This window comes from Variovorax sp. KBS0712, assembly GCF_006323185.2.
In the GTDB taxonomy this organism is placed as follows: Bacteria; Pseudomonadota; Gammaproteobacteria; order Burkholderiales; family Burkholderiaceae_C; genus Variovorax; species Variovorax boronicumulans.
This window is the reverse complement of record NZ_VCCD02000001.1, coordinates 1,655,243-1,677,537: the sequence shown is the minus strand read 5'-3', so window position 1 is coordinate 1,677,537 and position 22,295 is coordinate 1,655,243. Positions and strand designations below refer to the sequence as shown.

Below are 22,295 nucleotides of genomic sequence, written 5' to 3'. Positions count from 1 at the left end.
ACCGCCATGGAAACGCAGCTGGTCGAACTGGACCTCGCGGACTGGAATGCGGCCACGCCCAACGAGACGTGGATCGCGGAACTGGAAGCCGGCAAGGTGTTGTACTTCCCGCGGCTGGGCTTCGAGCTGCTGCCTGAAGAGCGCAGTCTGCTGACGCCCAGCCTGCTGTCGCCCGACGTGCGCAACATCAGCCTCGATGCCCACGGCAAGCTCAAGGGCGCCGTAGGCGACGAGGCGGTGCAGCGCGCCGCGGCGGCGATGGTGAAGCGCTTTCGCACGCAGGCGCAGCAGCTCATTCATGGCTTGCTGCCGCACTACACGCCGGCCCTGCGCCTGGCGCCGACCAGCTACCGGCCGGCCCAGGTCGAGACGCGCGTGCAGTCGTGGCGCGCCGACGACCGGCGCCTGCACGTCGATGCATTCCCGTCGCGCCCCAACTACGGCGAGCGCATCCTGCGCGTGTTCACCAACGTCAACCCCGACGGCGCACCGCGCGTGTGGCGTGTGGGCGAGCCTTTCGAGGACATCGCCAAGCGCTTCCTGCCGCGGGCCAAGCCCTATGCGCGCTGGCAGGCCAAGCTGCTGCAGGCGCTGCACGTCACCAAGTCGTTCCGCAGCGAGTACGACCACCTGATGCTGCAGCTGCACGACGGCATGAAGTCGGACATGGCGTACCAGGAAAACTCGCCCCAGGAAACGGCGAAATTCCCGCCGGGTTCGGTGTGGGTGTGCTTCTCGGACCAGACCTCGCACGCCGTGATGGCGGGCCAGTACATGCTCGAGCAGACCCTTCATCTGGCCGCATCGAAGCAATACAATCCCGAATCGAGCCCGCTCGCCATCCTGAGCCGGCTGACCGGACGCACACTCGTCTGATCAATTCCCTCAATCGACCGCCGAACGGCAGCGTTCGGCGGTTTCGCTTTATGGAGAACCAACAACATGGCCACCATTCCGATCACCAAGCGCGGCGCTGAAAAACTGCGCGCCGAACTGCACCAGCTCAAGACGGTCGACCGTCCCTGGGTCATCAACGCCATTTCCGAGGCACGCGCCCAGGGCGACCTGAGCGAAAATGCCGAATACGAAGTCGCCAAGGACCGCCAGGGCTTCATCGAAGGCCGCATCCAGGAAGTCGAAGGCAAGCTGTCGGCCGCGCAGATCATTGACCCGAGCGAGCTCGATGCCGGTGGCAAGGTGGTGTTCGGCTCGACCGTCGAACTCGAGGAAGAAGAGTCGGGCGATGCCGTCAAGTACCAGATCGTGGGCGAAGACGAAGCCGACCTGAAGCTCGGCCTCATCAACATCTCCAGCCCGATCGCACGCGCGCTCATCGGCAAGGAAGAGGGCGACACGGCCGAAGTGCAGGCGCCGGGCGGCCTCAAGCGCTACGAGATCGTGGCGGTTCGCTACCTCTGAGCCGGCCGGATGAAAGACCGCGTCGCGCTGATGCTGGCGGCCCTCTGGTGGGGCAGCCTCAGCACCATCGGCTTCCTGGTGGTGCCGATGCTGTTCGCCCGGCTCGGCAACCCGGCGGTGGCGGGCAATTTCGCGGCCCAGCTGTTCGAGGCGCAGAGCTGGATCGCCATCGGCTGCGGGCTGATCCTGCTGATCCATTTCCGCCAGAAGGCCGACGACGGCATGACCGGGCCGGTGTTGACGGCCATCTTCCTGGTGCTGGCGGCGTTGCTGCTGGCGCTGTTGCAGCAGTACGCCGTGGCGCCGCGCATCGTGGCGCGCGACAACCTCAAGCTGTGGCATGCCGTGGGCACAGGCATGTATTTCGTTCAGTGGGCGTGCGCCGGCACGTTGCTGTGGCGCATGGGCGGCGCCGCTCGGGCGCCACGCTGAACCGGGGAGGCGACGCGCTCGCCGCCTCCCTCCGGCTTTACTCTTTCCAGTGCTTGGCGACCCAGCTCGCCGGCCGGATGTAGCGGAAGGCGCGGTTGCGCCGCCCCGCCAGCGCATCGGGCGGGTTGCACTCGCCGTGGAACACCATCACACGGGCGCCTTCGGGCACGAAGGGCTCTTCCCAGTAGTTGGTCGGCCAGGTCGGGATGCCGTGGTACTTGAAGCTCGGGCACCAGGCCGCCGGCCAGTAGGCCAGCTTGCCCTGCTTGTGCAGCACGTCCGACAGGTAGGCCTGCTCGTTGCGGTATTCGGCCTGCACCTTGTCCATGTTGGCGCGGAAGTACGCCAGCACGTCCGCATGGGCGCCCAGCTCGAAGCGGTAGACCGATGAATTGCCCGTGATCCGCTCGCGCCGCCAGGGGCGGGCGTAGTCGTGAATGATCAGGAATTCGCCGGGCTGCTCGAAGAAGGCGTCCAGGCTGCCGACGATGACCACGTCGACGTCCAGGAAGAGGGCGGTGCCGCGCAGGCCGTGCAGGTCCTGCTCGAAGGTCGTGAGCTTCTTCCAGGCACCGTCGCGCTGGCCCGGGGCCAGCTGGAGGTTGAGCGGCGGAATGGGCAGGCACGTCACTTCGGGGCGGATGCCGTTGCCGTCGTCGGTCAGGCAGACGAACTTGAAGTCGCCGCTGAGGTGGCGGCGCACCATGGCGTAGAGCCGGTTGACGTACTCGGGGCCGTACTTGGTGCCCCACTTCATGCAAAGGATATGGCGCTGGGCGCCTTGCGCTGCCACCAAGTTCAGTCCGCCTGGTTGCGTTTCTTGGCCGACAGCGGACGCTTGGCCTTGGCGCGCTTGATGGTGCCGCCGGGAGTGAGGCGCTGGTTGCCGAGCACGCGCAGGGTCTTGATTTCAGGGCGTTGGCCGCCGCGCTTGCTGTACTTGACGATCTTCACGTCGCGCGGGCCGGGCATGCGGTCTTCGTCGATCACACGCTCTTTTTCGGGCTTCGGGCGCCACAGCACGAGCAGCTTGCCGATGTGCTGGATCGGGGCGGCGTCGAGCTCGTCGGCGAGCTCCTGGAGCATGGCGTCGCGGGCGAGGCGGTCGTCGGAGAAGACGCGCACCTTGATCAGGCCATGGGCCTTCAGGGCCGCGTCGGCCTCCTTTTTCACGGCAGGGGTGAGCCCGTCTCCACCGACCATGACGATCGGATCCAGGTGGTGAGCTTCGGCGCGGTGCACCTTGCGCTCGGCAGGGGTAAGTTGAATGGCGGGCATCCCCGTATTATCGACGCGTACACGAACACCCTCATGAGCACCAAAGCCAAAAGCAAAAAAGTCAACAAGGCGTGGCTTCACGACCACATCAACGATCCCTACGTGAAGCTCGCGACCAGAGAGGGCTACCGCGCCCGCGCGGCTTACAAGCTCAAGGAAATCGACGAGTCGCTCGGGCTGGTCAAGCCCGGCCAGCTGGTGGTCGACCTGGGTTCGACCCCGGGCGCCTGGAGCCAGTACCTGCGGCGGCGCATGTCGCCCGGCGGGGCGGCGGTCGGCGACCTCAACGGCACCATCATCTCGCTCGACCTGCTGCCGATGGAGCCCATCGAAGGCGTGACCTTCCTGCAGGGCGATTTCCGCGAGGATGCGCTGCTGGCGCAGCTGCTGGCGGTGCTGGACGGCCGCAAGGCCGACCTGGTGGTGTCCGACATGGCGCCCAACCTGTCGGGCATCCATTCGGCCGACGCGGCCCGGGTGGCGCACCTGATCGAGCTGGCCATCGACTTCGCCCAGCACCACATGAAGCCCGAAGGGGCATTGGTGGCCAAGGTCTTCCACGGCAGCGGGTACGACGAATTGGTCAAGATGTTCAAGGCCAATTTCCGCGTCGTGAAGCCGCTCAAGCCCAAGGCATCGCGCGACAAATCGGCCGAGACCTTCCTCATCGGCAGGGGATTGAAGGCGCTCGATACGCATTGATACCTTGCTGTGGGGTGCCCTCCAGGGGCGCAAACCCTTGTCAGCCTATGGCTGCTATAGGGAAATGTCCGCTTTTCGCAGCTTGAAAAGCCTAAAATGGGGCGCAATTGCGTACCCTCAGCGCGTATTTCATATTCCCGTCACGCGCTTTCGACTGGAGCTTCGTTTGAACAATCAGTGGTTTTCCAAAGTTGCCGTATGGCTCGTCATTGCCATGGTGTTGTTCACTGTGTTCAAGCAGTTCGACACCCGCGGTGGCGTCGGCTCGGGAACGGTGAGCTATTCCGAGTTCCTGGACCAGGTCCGCAACAACCAGATCAAGAGCGCCATCATTCCTGAAGGCGCCGGCGGCGGCGAGATCGTCGCTGTCACCAACGACGATCGCAAGATCCGCACGACCGCCACGGTCCTCGACCGCGGCCTCGTGGGCGACCTGATCGACCACAACGTCAAGTTCGACGTCAAGCCGCGCGAAGAGGGCTCGCTCCTCATGACCTTGCTGGTCAGCTGGGGCCCGATGCTGCTGCTGATCGGCGTCTGGATTTACTTCATGCGCCAGATGCAGGGCGGCGGCAAGGGCGGGGCGTTCAGCTTCGGCAAGAGCAAGGCCCGCATGATGGACGAGAACAACAACACGGTCACCTTCGCCGACGTCGCAGGCTGCGACGAGGCCAAGGAAGAAGTCCGTGAAGTCGTCGACTTCCTGAAAGACCCGCAGCGCTTCCAGAAGCTCGGTGGCCGCATTCCGCGCGGCCTGCTGCTGGTCGGCCCTCCGGGCACCGGCAAGACGCTGCTGGCCAAGTCGATCGCCGGCGAAGCCAAGGTGCCGTTCTTCTCGATCTCCGGTTCCGACTTCGTCGAAATGTTCGTCGGCGTGGGCGCAGCCCGCGTGCGCGACATGTTCGAGAACGCCAAGAAGAATGCGCCTTGCATCATCTTCATCGACGAAATCGATGCGGTGGGTCGTCAGCGCGGCGCCGGTCTCGGCGGCGGCAACGACGAACGCGAGCAAACGCTCAACCAGATGCTGGTCGAGATGGACGGCTTCGAAACCAACCTCGGCGTGATCGTCGTGGCTGCCACGAACCGCCCGGACATCCTTGATGCTGCGCTGCTGCGCCCCGGCCGTTTCGACCGTCAGGTGTACGTCACGCTGCCGGACATCCGCGGCCGTGAACAGATCCTCGGCGTGCACATGCGCAAGGTCCCGCTGGGCCAGGACGTGAACCCGAGCGTCATCGCCCGCGGCACGCCCGGCATGTCCGGCGCCGACCTGGCCAACCTGTGCAACGAAGCCGCCCTGATGGCCGCCCGCCGCAATGCGCGTGTGGTCGAAATGCAGGACTTCGAGAAGGCCAAGGACAAGATCTTCATGGGCCCCGAGCGCAAGAGCATGGTCATGCCCGAGGAAGAGCGCCGCAACACGGCCTACCACGAGTCCGGCCACGCCCTCATCGGCAAGCTGCTGCCCAAGTGCGACCCGGTCCACAAGGTCACGATCATTCCGCGTGGCCGCGCCCTCGGCGTGACCATGAGCCTGCCGTCGCAGGACCGCTACAGCTACGACCGCGAGTACATGCTGAACCAGATCAGCATGCTGTTCGGTGGCCGCATCGCCGAAGAAGTGTTCATGCACCAGATGACCACCGGCGCCAGCAACGACTTCGAGCGCGCGACCTCCATCGCCCGTGACATGGTCACGCGCTACGGCATGACCGACGCGCTGGGCCCGATGGTCTACGCCGAGAACGAAGGCGAAGTGTTCCTGGGCCGCTCGGTCACCAAGACGACCAACATGAGCGAACAGACCATGGAAAAGGTCGACGGCGAGGTGCGCCGCATCATCGACGAGCAGTACGCCCTGGCGCGCCGCCTCATCGAAGAGAACAGCGACAAGATGCACGCCATGGCCAAGGCGCTGCTCGAATGGGAAACCATCGACAGCGAACAGCTCGACGACATCATGGCCGGCCGCGCACCGCGCCCACCCAAGGACTGGACGCCGCGCATCCCGCCTTCGGGCAGCGGTGGCAGTGGCGGCACGCCGGCCGTCAATCCTGACCCGGCGCCGACCGCCGCTTGAGGTGAGCTTGAAATCAAGCAACAACGGGGCCCCTGGCCCCGTTTTCCATGGTGAGCCAGATGCTGCGGTTTGGCAGACCTCGCGTTTCAGGATTGACCTCGCGCAGCCGCGCGTGATGGGCATCGTCAACGTCACGCCCGATTCCTTCTCCGATGGCGGCGCGCACGCGTCGACCGAGACCGCGCTGAAGCACTGCGAGCAGCTGCTGAAGGAGGGCGCCGACATCCTCGATATCGGCGGCGAATCGACCCGCCCCGGCAGCCCCGCCGTGCCGCTGGACGCCGAGCTGGCGCGCGTGCTGCCCGTGGTGCGCGAGGCGGTGAAGCTGAACGTCCCGCTGTCCATCGACACCTACAAGCCCGAGGTGATGCGCGCCGTGCTCGACCTGGGCGCGGACATCGTCAACGACATCTGGGCGCTGCGCCAACCCGGCGCGCGCGAAGCCGTGGCGGCGCACCCGACCTGTGGCATCTGCCTGATGCACATGCACCGCGACCCGCAGACCATGCAGGCGCTGCCGATGCAGGGCGACGTGATTCCCGAGGTGCTGGCTTTCTGGGACGCGCAACTGGCGCCCCTGACAGCGCTGGGCATCGACCCTGCGCGCATCACGCTCGATCCGGGCGTCGGTTTCGGCAAGAGCGTGGCGCAGAACTTCGCGCTCCTCGGTCGGCAGCGGGAATTGTTGGCAACCGGTTACCCCTTGTTGCTAGGGTGGTCCCGCAAGTCCTCCATCGGGGCCGTCACCGGCATCGACAATGCATCCGGGCGTACCGTGCCCAGCGTGGCCGCCGCCGTGCTGGCCGTGGACCGGGGTGCGGTGGTCGTGCGGGTGCACGACGTGCGCGACACCGTCGCCGCCCTCGCCGTATGGCGTGCCATGCGCGCGGAAGTACCGCAAGAACACCTTCAAAGAGCAACAACATGACCCGTAAGTATTTCGGCACCGACGGCATCCGCGGCACGGTCGGCCAATCGCCCATCACCCCCGATTTCGTACTGCGCCTCGCGCACGCCGTGGGCCGTGTGCTCAAGAAAACCCAGGCCCGTCCCACGGTGCTGATCGGCAAGGACACCCGCATCTCGGGCTACATGCTCGAGTCGGCGCTCGAGTCGGGCTTCAACTCCGCCGGCGTCGACGTGGTGCTGCTCGGCCCGCTGCCCACGCCGGGCGTGGCCTACCTCACGCGCGCCCAGCGCGCCAGCCTGGGCGTGGTGATCAGCGCCAGCCACAACGCCTTTCCCGACAACGGCATCAAGTTCTTCAGCGCGCAGGGCACCAAGCTCGACGACGCCTGGGAGCTGGCCGTCGAGGCCGCGCTCGAAGAAGAACCCGTCTGGGTGGATTCGGCCAACCTGGGCAAGGCCCGCCGCCTCAACGATGCGGACGGCCGCTACATCGAGTTCTGCAAGAGCACCTTCTCCAACGACCTGTCGCTGCGCGGCATGAAGCTGGTGGTCGATGCCGCCCACGGCGCGGCCTACCAGGTGGCGCCCAACGTGTTCCACGAACTGGGCGCGGACGTCACCAGCATCGGCTGCGCGCCCGATGGGCTCAACATCAACAAGGGCTTCGGCGCCACGCATCCCGAGGCGCTGGTTGCCACGGTGACGGCGCAGAAGGCGGACTACGGCATCGCGCTGGACGGCGACGCCGACCGGCTGCAGCTGGTCGATGCCACCGGCCGCCTGTTCAACGGCGACGAGCTGCTGTACCTGATGGTGGCCGAACGCATCGCGCGCGGCGAGAAGCCGGCGGGCGTGGTCGGTACGCTCATGACCAACAAGGCCGTCGAGATGGCCCTGCGTGCGCAGGACATCGAGTTCGTGCGCGCCAAGGTCGGCGACCGCTACGTGCTCGAAGAACTCGACAAGCGCGGCTGGCTGCTCGGCGGCGAAGGCTCCGGCCACCTGCTGGCGCTCGACCGCCACACCACGGGCGACGGCATCGTCAGCGCGCTGCAGGTGCTGCAGGCCTGCGTGCGCAGCGGCAAGACGGTGGCGCAGCTGCTCGAAGGCGTCACGCTGTTCCCGCAGACGCTCATCAATGTGCGCCTCGCGCCTGACCAGGACTGGAAGAGCAACCAGGCGCTCGCCAGCGAAACCAAGCGCATCGAAGCCGAGCTGGGCGATGCGGGCCGCGTGCTGATCCGTGCGAGTGGCACCGAGCCGCTGGTGCGCGTGATGGTCGAGGCGCGCGATCCGAAGCAGTCGCAGTCTTGCGCCGAGCGCCTCGCGGCCACGCTCAAGCCTGCCGCATGACGACGGCGGGCCGCATCGAAACCCGCCTGGCCGACTACCGCGATCCGCTGCAGGCGGCGGCTGTGGTCGAGCTGCTCGACAGCTACGCGCGCGACCCGGCCGGCGGCGGCACGCCGCTGCCAGCGTCGGTGCGCAAAGGCCTGCCCGCCGCGCTGGCGGCGCGGCCGCAGGCGTTCAGCGTGCTGGCTTTCGACGGCGACACGCCCGTGGGCCTGATCAACTGCATCGAGGGTTTCTCGACCTTCGCCTGCCAGCCCTTGGTCAATGTGCACGACGTGGTCGTGCGCGCCAGCCACCGCGGCCAGCGCGTGGCGCAACAGATGTTTGCGCAGGTCGAGCAGGAAGCCCGCCGGCGCGGCGCCTGCAAGCTTACGCTCGAGGTGCTGTCGGGCAATGCGCCTGCGCTGCGCAGCTACGAGCGCGAGGGTTTCGTCAGCTACCAGCTCGATCCGGAATTCGGCCACGCCGTCTTCCTGCAGAAGAAGCTCTGACCGAATGCGGTAAATAAAAATGCCGCCGACGCGCAAGGCGTGGGCGGCATGGCCGGATTGAAAAGAAAAGGGCGCGGCGATTGCGCCCTTTTTTTTCTGGATCAGAAGCGCGTGACAGGCGCGTCGGCGGTGGCACCCGACTTGTCGGCGGCGTACTTGCCCAGCTCCCACTTGGCGATCGCGTTGCGGTGCACTTCGTCCGGACCGTCGGCAAAGCGCAGCGTGCGTGCCTGCGCATAGGCCGAGGCCAGCGGGAAGTCGTCGCACATGCCGCCGCCGCCGTGGACCTGCATGGCCCAGTCGATGACCTGGCAGGCCATGGTGGGCGCCACCACCTTGATCATGGCGATCTCGGTGCGCGCGACCTTGTTGCCGGCCACGTCCATCAGCCAGGCGGCCTTCAGCGTGAGCAGGCGGGCCATGTCGATCTTGCAGCGCGCTTCGGCGATGCGTTCCTGCGTGACGGTCTGCGAGGCGACGGTCTTGCCGAAGGCCACGCGCGACGAGGCGCGCTTGCACATCAGCTCGAGCGCGCGCTCGGCCAGGCCGATCAGGCGCATGCAGTGGTGGATGCGTCCGGGGCCAAGGCGACCCTGGGCGATCTCGAAGCCGCGGCCTTCGCCCAGCAGGATGTTGCCGACGGGCACGCGCACGTTCTCGAAGTACATCTCGACGTGGCCGTGCGGCGCGTCGTCGTAGCCCATCACGTTCAGGGGGCGCACGATGCGGATGCCCTTGGTGTCGGCCGGCACGATGACCATGCTCTGCTGCGAGTGCTTGGGCGCCTCGGGGTCGGTCTTGCCCATGGTGACGAACACGGCGCAGCGCGGGTCGGCGGCGCCGGAGATCCACCACTTGTGGCCGTTGATGACGTACTCGTCGCCCTGGCGCTCGATGCGGGTGGCGATGTTGGTGGCATCGCTGGAGGCGACGTCAGGTTCGGTCATCGCGAAGGCCGAGCGGATCTGGCCTTCGAGCAGCGGCTTGAGCCAGCGCGCCTTGATCTCTTCCGAGCCGTAGCGGGCGATGGTTTCCATGTTGCCGGTGTCGGGCGCCGAGCAGTTGAAGGCTTCGGAGGCCCATGGCACCCGGCCCATGATCTCGGCCAGCGGGGCGTATTCCTGATTGGTCAGGCCCGCACCCTCATAGCCCGAGGCCGAGGCGCTGTCGACTGGCAGGAACAGGTTCCACAGGCCTTGTGCCTTGGCCTTGGCCTTGAGCTTCTCGACGGTCTGCAGGGCGCTCCAGCGCTTGCCGGCGACCGTGTTGGCGGCCAGTTCGGCGCTGTACTCGGCTTCGGCCGGGTAGATGTGGTCTTCCATGAAGGCGAGAACGCGCTTCTGAAGCTCCTTGGTTTTGGCCGAATATTCGAAATCCATGCTGTCTCCTGGTGGGGTTAAGGGGGAGGGCTGGCTATGCCTTTTGGGCAAATTGCCAGGCCATCTCGGCCATCGGCCGTGCGCCACGGGCGGACGCCACGGCTTGCTCGCTCGATGCGGTACCGGCTTCGACGCGTTTCGCAATGCCCTGCAGGATGGCGGCCATGCGAAACAGGTTGTAGGCCTGGTAGAAATTCCAGTCGGGCGCCAGCGCCTCGGGCGTGCTGATGCGCGTGCGCTCGCAATAGCGGGCGATGTATTCGCTCTCGGTGGGAATGCCCAGCGCAGCCACGTCCACGCCGCCGATGCCGCGGCCGGTGGTGGGGGGCATGTGCCACGACATGCAGTGGTAGCTGAAGTCGGCCAGCGGGTGGCCCAGCGTGGAGAGTTCCCAGTCGAGCACCGCGATGATGCGCGGCTCGGTGGCGTGGAACATCACGTTGTCCAGGCGGTAGTCGCCATGCACGATCGAGACCTTGCTTTCGTCGCGTGCGCTCGCCGGCATGTGGGCGGGCAGCCAGTCGATCAGGCGCTCCATGGCTTCGATGGGCTGCGACAGTTCGCCGGCGCCGTCGGCCGAGGCCTTGTACTGCTTGCTCCAGCGGCCGATCTGGCGCTCGAAGTAGTTGCCAGGCTTGCCGTAGTCGCCCAGGCCGCGGGCGGCGAAGTCGACAGTGTGCAGCGCCGCGATGACGCGGTTCATCTCGTCGTAGTAGGCGGCGCGTTCGGCGTTGCTGAAGCCGGGCAGCGACTGGTCCCACAGCACGCGGCCCTGCATGAACTCCATGATGTAGAAGGCGCGCCCGATGATGGACTCGTCTTCGCACAGGCAGTACATGCGCGGCACGGGCACGTCGGTGCCCTGCAGGCCGCGCATCACCTTGTATTCGCGCTCGACCGCATGGGCCGAGGGCAGCAGCTTGGCGACCGGGCCGGGCTTGGCGCGCATCACGTAGCTCTGCGTGGGCGTGACGAGCTTGTAGGTCGGGTTCGACTGTCCGCCCTTGAACATCTCGACCGTCAGCGGACCCTGGAAGCCCTCGAGGTTCTTTTCGAGCCAGGCCGCGAGCGCGTCCACGTCGAAGGTGTGCTGTTGGGACACCGCGCGGGTGCCGATGAAACTGGAGAAGTCCTGGCTCATGTCGAATCTTTTTTAGTTGTCTGCTTCAGAGATGTGCATCAGCGCCGAGCGGTCCAGCACGACCAGTCCGGCCGGCTCGATCCGAATGGTGCCCTCGCGCTCCATCGTCTTGAGTTCCTGGTTGACCCGCTGGCGCGAGGCGCCGAGCAGCTGCGCGAGTTCTTCCTGCGCCAGTTGCAGGCCGATGCGCGTCTGGCTGCCGTCGTCCAGGCTGGGCACGCCGTAGCTGCGCACCAGATGAATGAGTTGCTTGGCCAGGCGTGCGCGCAAGGGCAGGGTGTTGAGGTCTTCCACCAGCCCGAACAGCGTGCGGATGCGGCGCGCCTGCAGCCGCATCAGCGCTTCGTACAGCTCGACGTGCGTGGCCAGGATCTTCTGGAAGTCGGCGCGCGCCACGCACAGCACGGTGGTGTCGCCGTGCGAGTACGTGTCGTGCGTGCGCCGCTCCCCGTCGAACATCGCCACGTCGCCGAACCAGATGCCCGGCTCGACGTAGGTCAGCGTCACCTGCTTGCCCGACACTGCGGTCGAGCTCACGCGCAACGCCCCCTTGGCACAGGCGATCCAGTGCTCGGGCGGGTCGCCGCGCGCGGCGAGCAGGTCGCCGTCCTTGTAGCGTTTGACAAAGGCGCATCGGAGGATGTCGTGCCGTAGCGATGGAGATAGGGAAGAAAACCAGCGACCACTGTTGATCGCTTCACGTTCTTCGATGGTAAGAATGGGGTCGTCCATGGTCTGTCCTCTCGGCGACTGAAAAGCTGTGGGGTGTCTCGGGAGCGACGCCGTCAGGCGTCACTCGTAGCGTGGCGGTGTCTTGTCGAGGAACGCGGCGATGCCGATGCCCGCGTTCGCGTGGTGCAGGTTGCGCACGAAATGATCGCGCTCCTGCGATAGCTGCGACGCCAGTGTGGCGCCGCGCGCGTCGCTCAGCAGCTCCTTGATGCTGGCTAGCGAGTTCGGCGCGCGCGCGTTCAGGCGGGTGGCCAGGGCCAGCGCACCGGCCAGTGCCTGTCCGCTGTCGGTGAGCTCGTTGACGAGGCCGAAGGCATGCAGGCGCGCGGCCTCGATGCGCTCGCCGTTCATCAGCCATTCGCTCGCCAGCTGGCGCGGCAGCGCTTGCCCGAGGTGCCAGCTGAGGCCGCCGTCGGGCGACAGCGCCACGTTGCTGTACGAGGCCGCGAACACGGCGTCGCGCGCGGCCACCACGAAGTCGCAGGCCAGCGCGAGCGAGAAGCCGGCGCCGGCCGCCGCACCCTCGACAGCCGCGATGACCGGCTTGGGAAAGGTGCGGATCGAGTCGATCCAGTTGTGCAGGCCCTCGATGCTCTCGGCCTGCACGGAGCGGTCGAGCTGGCGGTTGGCCAGCAGCCGCTGCAGCGAGCCGCCGGCGCAGAACCAGGCGCCTTCGCCCACGATGACGACGCTGCGGATCTCGTCGCTGCTCTCGGCGCCGTTCAGCGCCTCGATGCCGGCGGCATAGATCTCGGGGCCCAGTGCATTGCGCTGGGTCGGGTTGACGATGGTCAGCACCATGGTGCTGCCTTCGCTGGTGCTCTTGAGTTCGGCGGTCATGGTGTGCGTGCTTATTCTTCTTCGTGCAGCAGGCTCAGGCCCAGCGCGCCGCGGCGGCGCAGCCACGGGCTCGGGCGATAGCGCGGATCGCCATACACGGTCTGCAGGTTGAACAGCACCTCGAGCATGTTGGTCGGCCCGTACAGGTTGCCCATGGCGAGCGGACCGCGCGGATAGCCCAGGCCCAGCTGCACGGCGGTCTCGAGGTCGGCCGGCGTGCACACGCGCTGCTGGCACATGTCGGCGGCGATGTTGACGATGGCGCCGATCACGCGCTGCGTGACGAAGCCGCCGCTGTCGCGGATCACGCTCACGGCCTTGCCGTCGCGCGCGAAGAGGGCGTGCGCGGCGTCGCGCACGTCGCGGCGCGTGGCCGGGTTGGTGGCGAGCACGCGGCGCTTGGTGGCGGCGTCGTCGATCAGCATGTCGATGCCGACGGTGCGCGTGGCGTCCAGCCGCTCGACGGCCGCGACCGTCGTCACGTCGAAGCCCAGCGGCGCGACCAGGATGATCGACTGCGGTGCGGGGGCGCTGCCGCTGTCGATCTGCGCACCCAGCGTGTTCACCAGGCGCAGCAGCTCGGCGCGGCGCGCGGCGCGCGGCGACACCCAGACCGCGGGCGTGCCTTCGATCACCGGCGCCGGCGCTTCGGGCGTCTGCTGCATCACGCCGTCTTCATAGCGGTAGAAACCTTCGCCGGTCTTGCGGCCGAGTGCGCCGGCGGCCAGGCGCTGCGCGGTGATCACGCTCGGGCGGAAGCGCGGCTCTTCGAAGTACTGGTGGTAGATCGACTCCATCACCGGGTGCGACACGTCGAGCGCCGTGAGGTCGAGCAGCTCGAACGGGCCGAGGCGAAAGCCGGCCTGGTCCTTCAGGATGCGGTCGATGGTGGCGAAGTCGGCCACGCCTTCGCCGACGATGCGCAGCGCCTCGGTGCCGTAGCCGCGGCCTGCGTGGTTGACGATGAAGCCAGGCGTGTCCTGCGCCTGCACGGCGCTGTGGCCCATCTGCGTGGCGTAGCCGGCCAGTTGCTGGCAGACCTCGGGCGAGGTCTTGAAGCCCGCTACCACCTCGACCACCTTCATGAGCGGCACGGGGTTGAAGAAGTGGAAGCCCGCGAAGCGCGCGGGGTGCTGCAGGCCGGCCGCGATGGCCGTGACCGACAGCGACGAGGTGTTGGTGACCAGCGTGGCGGTGGGCGCGACCACGTCCTCGAGCTCGCGAAACAGCGTGCGCTTGACCTCGAGGTTCTCGACCACGGCCTCGACCACGAGGTCGCAGCCGGCGAGCGCCTGCATGCCGTCGACCGCCTTCACGCGGGCCACGTAGGCGTCGCGCGTGGGGGCGTCGATTTTGCCTTTCTCGTGCAGCTTGTTCCATTGGGCGGCGAGGGCTTCGCGGCCGCGCTCGGCGGCACCGGCGAAGCTGTCGAGCAGCAGCACTTCGCTGCCGGCCTGGGCGGCGATCTGCGCGATGCCGCGCCCCATGGCGCCGGCGCCGATCACGCCGATTCGGGGGTAGTTCACTGTCATGGGATCAAGGTTCTCATGGGTTGGTGGGTGTCCGGGGCGGCCGCGTCGGCGCGGGTGCGCGACGCGGACGAAAGCTCCGATTTTGCAATCTCGCGGGAGGCCCGCGCCCCGGGTGTTACGCGGGGCATCGGAATCAGGCCGGGCGGCGGCTGCGGTCGATGGCGATGCTCAGGCCCATGGCCAGCAGCATCAGTGCAAAACCGACCCGGCTCATCCACTCGGTGGCGTCGTTCGCCAGCAGCCAGCCGCCCAGCGCCGCACCCAGGGCCTGGCCGATGTAGATGCCCGAGCTGTTGAGCGCCACCGAGCCCGGCGCCAGGGCGGGTGCCAGTCCCACGAGGCGCGCCTGCTGCGAGGAGTTGGTGGCGAAGCAGCCCAGGCCCCAGGGCACGAGCACCACCGCGAGCCACGCCAGCGTGCTGGCCAGCGGCCACAGCAGCAGGCTCAGCGCGATCAGCCCGGTTGTCAGCAGCACCATGCGCCCGGCGCCGACGCGGTCGATGTAGCGGCTCACCACCATGTTGCCCAGCAGGCCGAAGGCGCCGAACAGCGCCCACATCAGGCTCAGCGTGTTGGCATCGGCGCCGAAGCCCTGCTTGAGCAGCGGGCCGAAGTAGCTGAACAGCACGAACTGGCCGACGCCCTGCAGCGCCGTGACCGACACGATGCCCATCAGCACCGGGCTGCGCAGCACGCGCGACCAGGCGGCGGCCGTGAGCGCGGCGGGCCGGATGCCGCTGGGCAGCGTGAGCCAGACCGAGGCGGCGCTCACGACGCTGAGCGCCGCGATGGCCATGAAGGCCATGCGCCAGCCCAGGTGGCCGCCGATCAGCGCGCCGATCGGCAGGCCCAGCACCGAGGCCACCGACCAGCCGAGAAAGACGAAGGTGACGGCGCGCCCGCGCTGCTCGGGCGGCACCAGCATGCCGGCGCAAGCCGCGGCCTGGGGCGTGAAGATGGCGGGCGCGATCACCGTCAGCATGCGCACCGGCAACAGCGCGCCGAAGCTGGGAACGAGCGCCGCGACCACGTGCCACGCGGCGTACCAGAGCAGGGTGAGGGCCAGCAGCTTGCGGCGGTCCCAGCCGGCGACCGCGGCGGCCAGCAGCGGGGCGCCCAGGCACATCACGAAGGCTGCTGCACTGATCAGCTGGCCCGCGGTGGCGACCTGGACGGCCAGCGAGGCGCTGATCTCATTGAGGGTGCCCGGCACGACCATCACGCCCGTGCCGATCACGAAATTGCCGGCCAGCAGCGCCCAGAGCGCGCCTCGCTGCGGCGCGGGCCGGCTCATGCGCTCACCGCCGGACCTGCAGCGCGCCGGGGTTCACGATGTTCGTGGGGTTGCCCTTGATGAAGCTCACGACGTTGTCGAACGCCTGGCCGAAGTAGCTTTCGTAGCTTTCCTGCTCGACGTAGCCGATGTGCGGCGTGCAGATGCAGTTCTCGAGGCGCAGCAGCGCATGGCCCTGCAGCGGCGGTTCGCTCTCGAACACGTCGATGGCCGCCAGCCCGGGGCGCCCGCGGTTGAGCGCGGCCAGCAGCGCATCGGCTTCGACCAGCTCGGCGCGCGAGGTGTTGACGAACAGTGCCGTCGGCTTCATGCGCGAGAGGTCTTCGAGCTTGACGAGGCCCTGGGTGTCCTCGTTGAGCCGCAGGTGCACTGACAGCACGTCGGCGGCGGCAAAGAATTCGTGGCGGTTCTGCGCCACCTGGAAGCCGTCGGAGCGCGCCTTGGCGCAGCTGGCCTCGCGGCCCCAGATCACGACCTGCATGCCGAAGGCCTGCCCGTAGCGGGCCACCAGCTGGCCGATGCGGCCGTAGCCCCAGATGCACAGCGTCTTGCCCTTGAGCACCGAGCCCACGCCGAAATTCGGCGGCATCGACGCCGACTTGAGGCCCGACTGCTGCCAGGCCCCGTGCTTGAGGTTGCTGATGTACTGCGGCAGGCGGCGCATGGCCGCCATGATCAGCGCCCAGGTGAGTTCGGCGGGTGCCTGCGGCGAGCCCGAGCCTTCGGCCACCGCTACGCCGCGTTCGGTGCAGGCCGTGACGTCGATGTGGCCGCCGACGCGACCGGTCTGGGAAATCAGCTTGAGCTTGGGCAGCTTCTCGATGAGCTGGCGGGAGATCTGGCTGCGCTCGCGGATGAGCACGATGACGTCCGCATCCTTGAGGCGAACCGACAGTTGGCCGATGCCCTTGACCGTGTTGGTGTAGACCTTGGCGGCGTAAGCGTCCAGCTTGGCAGCGCACTGCAGCTTGCGCACGGCGTCCTGGTAGTCGTCGAGGATCACAATGTTCATGGCATGCCATTGTGCCTCGCAGCATCGGCACGTCGCACGTGTGAACGTTTGGATACCCGGTGCCGGATGGCGGCCGGAAGGCCTGTTTCAGGCCGATTCCAGTGAATCCGCCGTGCGCATGAGGGGCGCGCAGAGCGCGCAGGCACGGCGGGTTCGTTCGCACCTTCTCAGTGCAGGTGGCTGGGGCGGGGCGTGCCGCTGCCTGTTTCTGCGGCTTCCAATGCGGCGAGCCGGTCGAGCTCGGCGCACACGTCGGCCATGCGGCCGGAAATCACGACCCGGTTGGCGCAGCCGCGCTGCGTGCCTTGGCGGTCGACCACGCGGACCACGCGCAGCGGACGGGCGGGTGCGGCAGTGGCGGATGGCGAACTGGCAGGTGCGGAGCCGCCAGCGGGGCGCGCCGTGCAGGCCGGGCGAATGGCCACGTAGCGCAGGCCAGCGGCAGCGTCGCCGCTCTCACCGTGCGACGAGCGGCGGGCGGGCATCCAGCGGGTGGCCAGCGATTGCAGGGGCGACCAGAGGTCGGCGATGGCGAGGAGGGCGATTCCCATGTGAACTCCAAAAAAGTATGAGGTTGAACACAGGCAGGATTTCTTGAATCGGCCACGACAGGGTGATGGCGACTTCGCGCCATACGCCCGCCACCTGTCGCGGCCGGATGAGGTACTGCTGCGTGTGAACAGCAGGCCCGGGGCTTACATCAGCATCGTGTTGCGGATGAGGCCGACCGCAAGGCCTTCGATCTCGAAGGGCTCGCCGGGCTGGACGATGATGGTCGGGTAGTCGGGGTTCTCGGCGTGCAGTTCGATCACCTGCTTGTTGCGCTTCAGGCGCTTCACAGTGACTTCTTCGCCCAGGCGGGCCACCACGATCTGGCCGTTGCGCGCTTCCTTCGTGGCCTGCACGGCGAGCAGGTCGCCGTCCATGATGCCGGCGTCGCGCATCGACATGCCGCGCACCTTGAGCAGGTAGTCTGGCTGGCGCTGGAACAGCGTGTTCTCGACGTAGTAGGTCTGGTCGACATGCTCTTGCGCGAGGATGGGCGAACCTGCCGCGACGCGGCCGATGAGCGGCAGCGCGAGCTGGGCCATGCCGGGCAGCGAGAGCGAGAACTGGTTGCCTTCGCGGTGGCGCGTTTCGTGGAGCGAGCGCAGCGCATCGCCCTTGAGGCGGATGCCGCGCGAGGTGCCGCTGACGAGTTCGATCACGCCCTTGCGGGCCAGGGCCTGCAGGTGCTCCTCGGCGGCGTTGGCCGACTTGAAGCCCAGCTCGTTGGCGATTTCGGCGCGCGTGGGCGGCGCACCGGTGCGTGCGATGGCGCCCTGGATCAGGTCCAGGATCTGCTGCTGGCGGGCGGTAAGCTTCACTGCGAACTGCATAGTGGTTTCCTTGCGGCACTGGCTAGATATCCAGTACCTGTATTTTTAACCAGTTTTCAAAAGTTGACAAGCCATGACTCATTCCTCTTCGTCCGAGACGCGCCGCGTGGTCGTGCTGGGCACCGGCGGCACTATTGCCGGCAAGGCTGCCAGCAGCGGCGACAACATCGGCTACACCGCCGGGCAGGTGGGCGTGGCGGACCTGCTGGGTGGCATCGAGGCGCCGGCCGGCGTGACGCTGGTGGCGGAGCAGGTCGCGCAGCTCGACAGCAAGGACATGGACGCCGACACCTGGCGCCAGCTGGCCGCACGCTGCGCACACTGGCTGGCGCAGCCTGATGTGGCCGGCATCGTGATCACGCACGGCACCGACACACTGGAAGAGACCGCCTTCTTCCTGCACGCGGTGCTGGCGCCAGCCAAGCCGGTGGTGCTGACCTGCGCGATGCGCCCGGCGACGGCCCTGTCGCCCGATGGCCCGCAGAACGTGCGCGACGCGCTCGCGGTGGCCTCGACGCCGGGCGCGCAGGGCGTGACGGTGGTGTGTGCGGGCACGATCCACAGCGGCGTCGATGTGCAGAAGGTGCACACCTACCGCCTCGATGCCTTCGCGTCGGGCGATGCGGGGCCGGTCGGCTATGTGGAGGAGGGCGAAGTGCGGCGCGTGCGTGCGTGGCCGCAGGGAGCGCCGTTCGATGCGGCGCGGCTGGATGCGGTATCGAAGCCGTGGCCCCGCGTCGAGATCGTCATGAGCCACGCGGGCGCGAGCGGTGCGATCGTGGAGGCGTTGCTGCTCCCGTCGACTGAGCCCTTGCGCGGCCTGGTCGTGGCCACGACCGGCAACGGCACCGTGCACCACGCGCTGGAAGCCGCGGCGCTGAAGGCGCAGGACGGCGGCTTGGTGGTGTTGCGCGCCACACGCTGCGCGAACGGACGCATCCTGCCGAAACCCGGTGACGGGCTGCGGGATGCGGGCGCACTCACGCCGGTGAAGGCGCGGGTTGCGCTGGTGCTGGAACTCTTGGGAGTGGCCGCCCTGCCGGAGGCGGAGGGCGGCTAGGAGAAAGAGGCTGACGAATCAGCCGCTGAATCAGCTGTTCAGTGCGGCAAGCGCGCGCTGCGTGATCTCGTCGACCGTGCCCACGCCCTGGATGGCGCGGTACTTCGGCGCAGCGGCCGGATCGGTCTTGGCCCAGGCCGAGTAGTAATCGACCAGCGGACGGGTCTGCTGGCTGTAGACGTCGAGCCGCTTGCGCACGGTCTCTTCCTTGTCGTCTTCGCGCTGGATCAGCTCTTCACCGGTCACGTCGTCCTTGCCTTCCACCTTCGGCGGATTGAACTTGACGTGGTAGGTGCGGCCCGATGCCGGGTGCGAGCGGCGACCGCTCATGCGTTCGATGATGTCGCCGAAGGGCACGTCGATCTCGAGCACGTAGTCGAGCTTGACGCCGGCCGCCTTCATGGCGTCGGCCTGCGGAATGGTGCGCGGGAAGCCGTCGAACAGGAAACCGCCGTTGCAGTCGGGCTGCGCGATGCGTTCCTTCACGAGGTTGATGATCAGGTCGTCGCTGACCAGTGCACCCGAATCCATGATCGTCTTGGCCTGCAGCCCGAGGGGGGTGCCTGCCTTGACCGCGGCGCGCAACATGTCGCCGGTGGAGATTTGGGGAATGCCGTATTTCTGGCAGATGAAGGTCGCTTGCGTGCCTTTGCCTGCTCCGGGCGCGCCCAGCAAAATAAGTCTCATGGTGTCCTCGGAAGGTTCTTAGATTTTGTGTCGCGCCCCATGCGCACCCTCAGGCGCGCCGAGGCGGAATTGCATCGAGGATAGCATGCGTCCCCGTGACAAATTGCCGCCGTCTCCCTCGGGGCGGCCTGCAGCTCACGCAGGCGAGCCGGCCGCGAAGACGGCGCGCACGCGTGCCAGGTCTTCGGGCGTGTCGATCCCGGGGCCCGGTGCCACATCGCTCACATGCACCGCGATGCGGTGTCCGTGCCACAGCGCGCGCAACTGTTCGAGCGCCTCGGTGGCTTCGACAGGGGCAGGCGACAGCAACGGAAATTGCCGCACGAAGCCTGCGCGATAGCCGTAGATGCCGATGTGGCGCAGCGGCGCCGGGCTGGGCAGCACCGAGGGCGCCGCACCGCCTGAAGAGCCGTCGCGCCACCAGGGGATCGGTGCGCGGCTGAAGTACAGCGCGTGGCCCTGCGTATCGAGCACGGCCTTCACCACGTTCGGGTTCATGAAGTCGGCCAGCGAGTCGATCGCATGGACGGCGGTGCTCATCGCGGCCTGCGGGCGCGCGGCCAACGTGGCGGCGACGGCGTCGATCAGCGCGGGGTCGATCAGCGGTTCGTCGCCCTGCACGTTGACGACGATCGCGTCGCCGTCGAGCCCGAGCTGTTCGCAGGCTTCGGCCAGCCGGTCGGTGCCGCTGGCGTGGTCCTGGCGTGTCAGCAGGGCCTCGACACCGTGCGCCTTGCAGGCCTCGATGATGGCGGCGTCGTCGCCGGCCACCACCACGCGAAGGGCGCCGGACTGGCGGGCGCGTTGTGCCACGCGCACGACCATCGGCAGGCCGGCAATGTCGGCCAGCGGTTTGTTGGGAAGTCGCGTCGAAGCCAGCCGGGCCGGCACCAGAACGGTGAAGCTCACAGGCCCAGCTCTTCGTCGGACAGCGTGCGGGCCTCGTTCTCGAGCAGCACCGGGATGCCGTCGCGCACCGGGTAGGCCAGGCGCGCGCTGCGCGAGCAGAGCTCCTGCTTCTCGGCGTTCCAGGTCAGCGGGCCCTTGGTGACGGGGCAGACGAGCAGTTCAAGCAGCTTGGTATCCATCGAGCGATGATAGCTTCGCGTCGAGGGCGGCGAAGAACGCCGGCGAGGGTTCGAAATGCAGCGGCACGGCGAGCGCGTCGGGTGCCTGCTGCCAGAGCTTGACGGCGTCTTTTTCCGTGCAGACGAGGGGCAGGGCGGGGGCGGCAGGTCGTTGCCAGCCGCTGAAATCGTGGTGGTCAGGCAGCGCGAGGGTGTCAGCGAGCGCCAGGCCGCGAGCACGCAGCATCGTGAAGAAGGCCTCCGGCCGCGCGATGGCGGCGAGCGCGATCACGGGCTGGCCGGCGAGCGTGTCGAGCGGGATGCGTCGACCATCCTTCGCGAGGGCGTACGGCGCCAGTTCGCGGGTGGCGGTGTAGCCATCGGCGAAGGCGGGCCGCTCGCCGCTGTGCAGCAACAGGTCGCAATGGCGTGGCCACGGCTCGCGCAGGGGGCCGGCCGGCAGCAGCCAGCCGTTGCCGACACCGCGGTCGTCGAACACGCAGATCTCGATGTCGCGCGCCAGCGCCAGATGCTGCAGGCCGTCGTCGCTGACGATGACCTGCGTGGCCGGGTGCTGCTCGAGCAGGGCGCGTGCGGCCTCGATACGCTGCCGGGCCACGAAGACGGGCGCGCCGGTGGCGTGGTGGATCAACGCGGGTTCGTCGCCGACGTCCTGCGGATCGCTGTCGGCCCGGACTTCACGGCAGTCGTCGGTGCGGCGGCCGTAGCCGCGCGACACCACACCCACCCGCAGGCCGCGCGCCTGAAGATGGCGCACGACGGCCATCACGACCGGTGTCTTGCCGGCTCCACCCGCAATCACATTGCCGACCACGATCACGGGTACCGGCACGCGTCCGGTTTTCTGCCAGCCCCATCGATAGAAGGCGCGCCGCAGCGCGAAGAGGGCGCCGTAGACCTGCGACAGCGGCCACAGCAGGCAGGCCAGCGCACCGCGGCGCAGCCAGGCATCCTGCAGCCGCGCGCCGGTCGACACTCAGTGACCGGCCTGGGCCGTCGACTGGGCGGCGAAGGTGATCTGCATCAGGCCGGCGCGGCGCGCGGCCTCCATCACCGTCACCACGGCCTGGTGCGGGCTGGCGGCGTCGGCGCTGATGATCACGACGCTGTCCTTGCCACCGGTGGCGGCAGCGCCGAGCGCGGCGGCCACGGTGTCGACGCTGCGGTCCGCCAGCGGCGACTTGTTGATCACGTAGCGGCCGTCAGCCGACACCGCCACGATCACCTCTTTCGGGTAGTCGCGCTGGGCGTCGACGTCCGCTGTCGGCAGCCGCAGCTGCATCTCGGTGAACTTGCTGTAGGTGGTCGACAGCATCAGGAAGATCAGCACGACCAGCAGCACGTCGATGAACGGGATCAGATTGATCTCCGGCTCGTCGCGCGCGCCGTGGCGAAACTGCATGCGGCCCCGAGTCATAGGCTCACCCCCAGGCTGCGCGCACTTCGTGTCGCTACGCCACCCCCCTTCCGGGAGCGACACCTGC

General features: G+C 67.8%; 25 protein-coding genes. 9 read left to right on the top strand and 16 right to left on the bottom strand.

Features of this window, described 5'->3' with window-relative positions; translation table 11 throughout:
* Positions 1-6: 6 nt before the first annotated feature.
* The 3 genes from FFI97_RS07680 (at position 7) to FFI97_RS07670 (ending at position 1,851) form a co-directional block, all read left to right on the top strand.
* On the top strand, positions 7-876 hold the full coding sequence (locus FFI97_RS07680; RefSeq protein WP_139704610.1) for a Kdo hydroxylase family protein: 870 nt from the start codon (positions 7-9) through the stop codon (positions 874-876).
* Between the two features lie 66 nt (positions 877-942).
* Positions 943-1,419, top strand: a complete 477-nt coding sequence (gene greA / locus FFI97_RS07675; protein WP_056518766.1) for a transcription elongation factor GreA — start codon at positions 943-945, stop codon at positions 1,417-1,419.
* 9 nt (positions 1,420-1,428) lie between these two features.
* Positions 1,429-1,851 carry a DUF4149 domain-containing protein gene (locus FFI97_RS07670; RefSeq protein WP_139704608.1) on the top strand — a complete coding sequence of 141 codons (423 nt, stop codon included), beginning with the start codon at positions 1,429-1,431 and terminating at the stop codon, positions 1,849-1,851.
* A 37-nt stretch (positions 1,852-1,888) separates the two neighbouring features.
* Here the strand turns inward: FFI97_RS07670 and FFI97_RS07665 are convergent, their stop codons facing one another.
* On the bottom strand, positions 1,889-2,608 hold the full coding sequence (locus FFI97_RS07665; RefSeq protein WP_167395020.1) for a glycosyltransferase: 720 nt from the start codon (positions 2,606-2,608) through the stop codon (positions 1,889-1,891).
* 41 nt (positions 2,609-2,649) lie between these two features.
* Complete coding sequence (locus tag FFI97_RS07660; RefSeq protein WP_062471564.1) at positions 2,650-3,129, bottom strand: YhbY family RNA-binding protein; 480 nt, start codon at positions 3,127-3,129, stop codon at positions 2,650-2,652.
* Positions 3,130-3,162: 33 nt separating this feature from the next.
* Between FFI97_RS07660 and FFI97_RS07655 the strand changes: the two genes are divergently transcribed.
* From FFI97_RS07655 to FFI97_RS07635, 5 genes are all read left to right on the top strand, one after another.
* A complete protein-coding gene (locus tag FFI97_RS07655) occupies positions 3,163-3,831 on the top strand; it encodes an RlmE family RNA methyltransferase (protein WP_095947720.1) in 669 nt (222 codons plus the stop codon).
* Between the two features lie 166 nt (positions 3,832-3,997).
* On the top strand, positions 3,998-5,914 hold the full coding sequence (gene ftsH / locus FFI97_RS07650; RefSeq protein WP_139706553.1) for an ATP-dependent zinc metalloprotease FtsH: 1,917 nt from the start codon (positions 3,998-4,000) through the stop codon (positions 5,912-5,914).
* A gap of 115 nt (positions 5,915-6,029) precedes the next feature.
* Entirely contained in the window at positions 6,030-6,842 is an 813-nt protein-coding gene (gene folP / locus FFI97_RS07645) for a dihydropteroate synthase (protein ID WP_139706575.1), read from the top strand.
* Positions 6,839-8,176 (top strand): phosphoglucosamine mutase, encoded by a 1,338-nt coding sequence (gene glmM / locus FFI97_RS07640; RefSeq protein ID WP_139706556.1) that lies wholly within the window; start codon positions 6,839-6,841, stop codon positions 8,174-8,176. The genes folP and glmM overlap by 4 nt, the downstream gene beginning before the upstream one ends.
* On the top strand, positions 8,173-8,667 hold the full coding sequence (locus FFI97_RS07635) for a GNAT family N-acetyltransferase (protein WP_139706558.1): 495 nt from the start codon (positions 8,173-8,175) through the stop codon (positions 8,665-8,667). Before glmM ends, FFI97_RS07635 begins: the two co-directional genes overlap by 4 nt.
* Positions 8,668-8,768: 101 nt before the next feature.
* Here FFI97_RS07635 and FFI97_RS07630 read toward each other — a convergent pair whose 3' ends face one another.
* The 9 genes from FFI97_RS07630 to lexA all read right to left on the bottom strand — a co-directional run bounded on the left by FFI97_RS07630 (position 8,769) and on the right by lexA (position 17,976).
* Complete coding sequence (locus tag FFI97_RS07630; RefSeq protein ID WP_139706559.1) at positions 8,769-10,046, bottom strand: acyl-CoA dehydrogenase family protein; 1,278 nt, start codon at positions 10,044-10,046, stop codon at positions 8,769-8,771.
* A 34-nt stretch (positions 10,047-10,080) separates the two neighbouring features.
* Entirely contained in the window at positions 10,081-11,187 is a 1,107-nt protein-coding gene (locus FFI97_RS07625; protein WP_139706561.1) for a phosphotransferase, read from the bottom strand.
* A 12-nt stretch (positions 11,188-11,199) separates the two neighbouring features.
* The gene (locus FFI97_RS07620) at positions 11,200-11,919 is read right to left on the bottom strand and encodes a Crp/Fnr family transcriptional regulator (RefSeq protein WP_139706563.1); all 720 of its coding nucleotides are present in this window, start codon (positions 11,917-11,919) and stop codon (positions 11,200-11,202) included.
* Positions 11,920-11,979: 60 nt separating this feature from the next.
* Positions 11,980-12,759 (bottom strand): oxepin-CoA hydrolase, alternative type, encoded by a 780-nt coding sequence (locus tag FFI97_RS07615; RefSeq protein WP_062471537.1) that lies wholly within the window; start codon positions 12,757-12,759, stop codon positions 11,980-11,982.
* Between the two features lie 11 nt (positions 12,760-12,770).
* On the bottom strand, positions 12,771-14,291 hold the full coding sequence (locus FFI97_RS07610) for a 3-hydroxyacyl-CoA dehydrogenase (RefSeq protein WP_139706565.1): 1,521 nt from the start codon (positions 14,289-14,291) through the stop codon (positions 12,771-12,773).
* A 133-nt stretch (positions 14,292-14,424) separates the two neighbouring features.
* On the bottom strand, positions 14,425-15,585 hold the full coding sequence (locus FFI97_RS07605; protein ID WP_070060544.1) for an MFS transporter: 1,161 nt from the start codon (positions 15,583-15,585) through the stop codon (positions 14,425-14,427).
* A gap of 4 nt (positions 15,586-15,589) precedes the next feature.
* A complete protein-coding gene (locus FFI97_RS07600) occupies positions 15,590-16,597 on the bottom strand; it encodes a D-2-hydroxyacid dehydrogenase family protein (RefSeq protein ID WP_062471528.1) in 1,008 nt (335 codons plus the stop codon).
* A gap of 167 nt (positions 16,598-16,764) precedes the next feature.
* Positions 16,765-17,148, bottom strand: a complete 384-nt coding sequence (locus FFI97_RS07595) for a hypothetical protein (RefSeq protein ID WP_139706568.1) — start codon at positions 17,146-17,148, stop codon at positions 16,765-16,767.
* Between the two features lie 144 nt (positions 17,149-17,292).
* A complete protein-coding gene (lexA, locus tag FFI97_RS07590; protein WP_062471522.1) occupies positions 17,293-17,976 on the bottom strand; it encodes a transcriptional repressor LexA in 684 nt (227 codons plus the stop codon).
* Positions 17,977-18,049: 73 nt separating this feature from the next.
* On the opposite strand from lexA, the gene FFI97_RS07585 reads away from it, so the two are divergent.
* Entirely contained in the window at positions 18,050-19,036 is a 987-nt protein-coding gene (locus tag FFI97_RS07585; protein WP_139706569.1) for an asparaginase, read from the top strand.
* 30 nt (positions 19,037-19,066) lie between these two features.
* Here FFI97_RS07585 and adk read toward each other — a convergent pair whose 3' ends face one another.
* The 5 genes from adk to FFI97_RS07560 form a co-directional block, all read right to left on the bottom strand.
* On the bottom strand, positions 19,067-19,723 hold the full coding sequence (adk, locus tag FFI97_RS07580; protein WP_062471515.1) for an adenylate kinase: 657 nt from the start codon (positions 19,721-19,723) through the stop codon (positions 19,067-19,069).
* 135 nt (positions 19,724-19,858) lie between these two features.
* Entirely contained in the window at positions 19,859-20,632 is a 774-nt protein-coding gene (kdsB, locus tag FFI97_RS07575; RefSeq protein WP_139706571.1) for a 3-deoxy-manno-octulosonate cytidylyltransferase, read from the bottom strand.
* Positions 20,629-20,811, bottom strand: a complete 183-nt coding sequence (locus FFI97_RS07570) for a Trm112 family protein (protein ID WP_013541700.1) — start codon at positions 20,809-20,811, stop codon at positions 20,629-20,631. Before FFI97_RS07570 ends, kdsB begins: the two co-directional genes overlap by 4 nt.
* Positions 20,792-21,787 (bottom strand): tetraacyldisaccharide 4'-kinase, encoded by a 996-nt coding sequence (gene lpxK / locus FFI97_RS07565; RefSeq protein WP_144004400.1) that lies wholly within the window; start codon positions 21,785-21,787, stop codon positions 20,792-20,794. Before lpxK ends, FFI97_RS07570 begins: the two co-directional genes overlap by 20 nt.
* On the bottom strand, positions 21,788-22,213 hold the full coding sequence (locus tag FFI97_RS07560) for an ExbD/TolR family protein (RefSeq protein ID WP_062471507.1): 426 nt from the start codon (positions 22,211-22,213) through the stop codon (positions 21,788-21,790).
* Positions 22,214-22,295: the final 82 nt, after the last annotated feature.

What these genes read in the sequence shown, in the direction of transcription:
- FFI97_RS07630 (WP_139706559.1), bottom strand. Translation starts at nt 10,046, where the DNA reads ATGGATTTCGAATATTCGGCCAAAACCAAGGAGCTTCAGAAGCGCGTT.
- FFI97_RS07670 (WP_139704608.1), top strand. Translation starts at nt 1,429, where the DNA reads ATGAAAGACCGCGTCGCGCTGATGCTGGCGGCCCTCTGGTGGGGCAGC.
- FFI97_RS07635 (WP_139706558.1), top strand. Translation starts at nt 8,173, where the DNA reads ATGACGACGGCGGGCCGCATCGAAACCCGCCTGGCCGACTACCGCGAT.
- glmM (WP_139706556.1), top strand. Translation starts at nt 6,839, where the DNA reads ATGACCCGTAAGTATTTCGGCACCGACGGCATCCGCGGCACGGTCGGC.
- FFI97_RS07585 (WP_139706569.1), top strand. Translation starts at nt 18,050, where the DNA reads ATGACTCATTCCTCTTCGTCCGAGACGCGCCGCGTGGTCGTGCTGGGC.
- FFI97_RS07660 (WP_062471564.1), bottom strand. Translation starts at nt 3,129, where the DNA reads ATGCCCGCCATTCAACTTACCCCTGCCGAGCGCAAGGTGCACCGCGCC.
- FFI97_RS07600 (WP_062471528.1), bottom strand. Translation starts at nt 16,597, where the DNA reads ATGAACATTGTGATCCTCGACGACTACCAGGACGCCGTGCGCAAGCTG.
- FFI97_RS07570 (WP_013541700.1), bottom strand. Translation starts at nt 20,811, where the DNA reads ATGGATACCAAGCTGCTTGAACTGCTCGTCTGCCCCGTCACCAAGGGC.
- FFI97_RS07625 (WP_139706561.1), bottom strand. Translation starts at nt 11,187, where the DNA reads ATGAGCCAGGACTTCTCCAGTTTCATCGGCACCCGCGCGGTGTCCCAA.
- lexA (WP_062471522.1), bottom strand. Translation starts at nt 17,976, where the DNA reads ATGCAGTTCGCAGTGAAGCTTACCGCCCGCCAGCAGCAGATCCTGGAC.
- greA (WP_056518766.1), top strand. Translation starts at nt 943, where the DNA reads ATGGCCACCATTCCGATCACCAAGCGCGGCGCTGAAAAACTGCGCGCC.
- FFI97_RS07610 (WP_139706565.1), bottom strand. Translation starts at nt 14,291, where the DNA reads ATGACAGTGAACTACCCCCGAATCGGCGTGATCGGCGCCGGCGCCATG.
- FFI97_RS07595 (WP_139706568.1), bottom strand. Translation starts at nt 17,148, where the DNA reads ATGGGAATCGCCCTCCTCGCCATCGCCGACCTCTGGTCGCCCCTGCAA.
- FFI97_RS07680 (WP_139704610.1), top strand. Translation starts at nt 7, where the DNA reads ATGGAAACGCAGCTGGTCGAACTGGACCTCGCGGACTGGAATGCGGCC.
- FFI97_RS07615 (WP_062471537.1), bottom strand. Translation starts at nt 12,759, where the DNA reads ATGACCGCCGAACTCAAGAGCACCAGCGAAGGCAGCACCATGGTGCTG.
- FFI97_RS07560 (WP_062471507.1), bottom strand. Translation starts at nt 22,213, where the DNA reads ATGCAGTTTCGCCACGGCGCGCGCGACGAGCCGGAGATCAATCTGATC.
- FFI97_RS07655 (WP_095947720.1), top strand. Translation starts at nt 3,163, where the DNA reads ATGAGCACCAAAGCCAAAAGCAAAAAAGTCAACAAGGCGTGGCTTCAC.
- FFI97_RS07665 (WP_167395020.1), bottom strand. Translation starts at nt 2,608, where the DNA reads ATGAAGTGGGGCACCAAGTACGGCCCCGAGTACGTCAACCGGCTCTAC.
- FFI97_RS07605 (WP_070060544.1), bottom strand. Translation starts at nt 15,585, where the DNA reads ATGAGCCGGCCCGCGCCGCAGCGAGGCGCGCTCTGGGCGCTGCTGGCC.
- FFI97_RS07620 (WP_139706563.1), bottom strand. Translation starts at nt 11,919, where the DNA reads ATGGACGACCCCATTCTTACCATCGAAGAACGTGAAGCGATCAACAGT.
- adk (WP_062471515.1), bottom strand. Translation starts at nt 19,723, where the DNA reads ATGAGACTTATTTTGCTGGGCGCGCCCGGAGCAGGCAAAGGCACGCAA.
- folP (WP_139706575.1), top strand. Translation starts at nt 6,030, where the DNA reads ATGGGCATCGTCAACGTCACGCCCGATTCCTTCTCCGATGGCGGCGCG.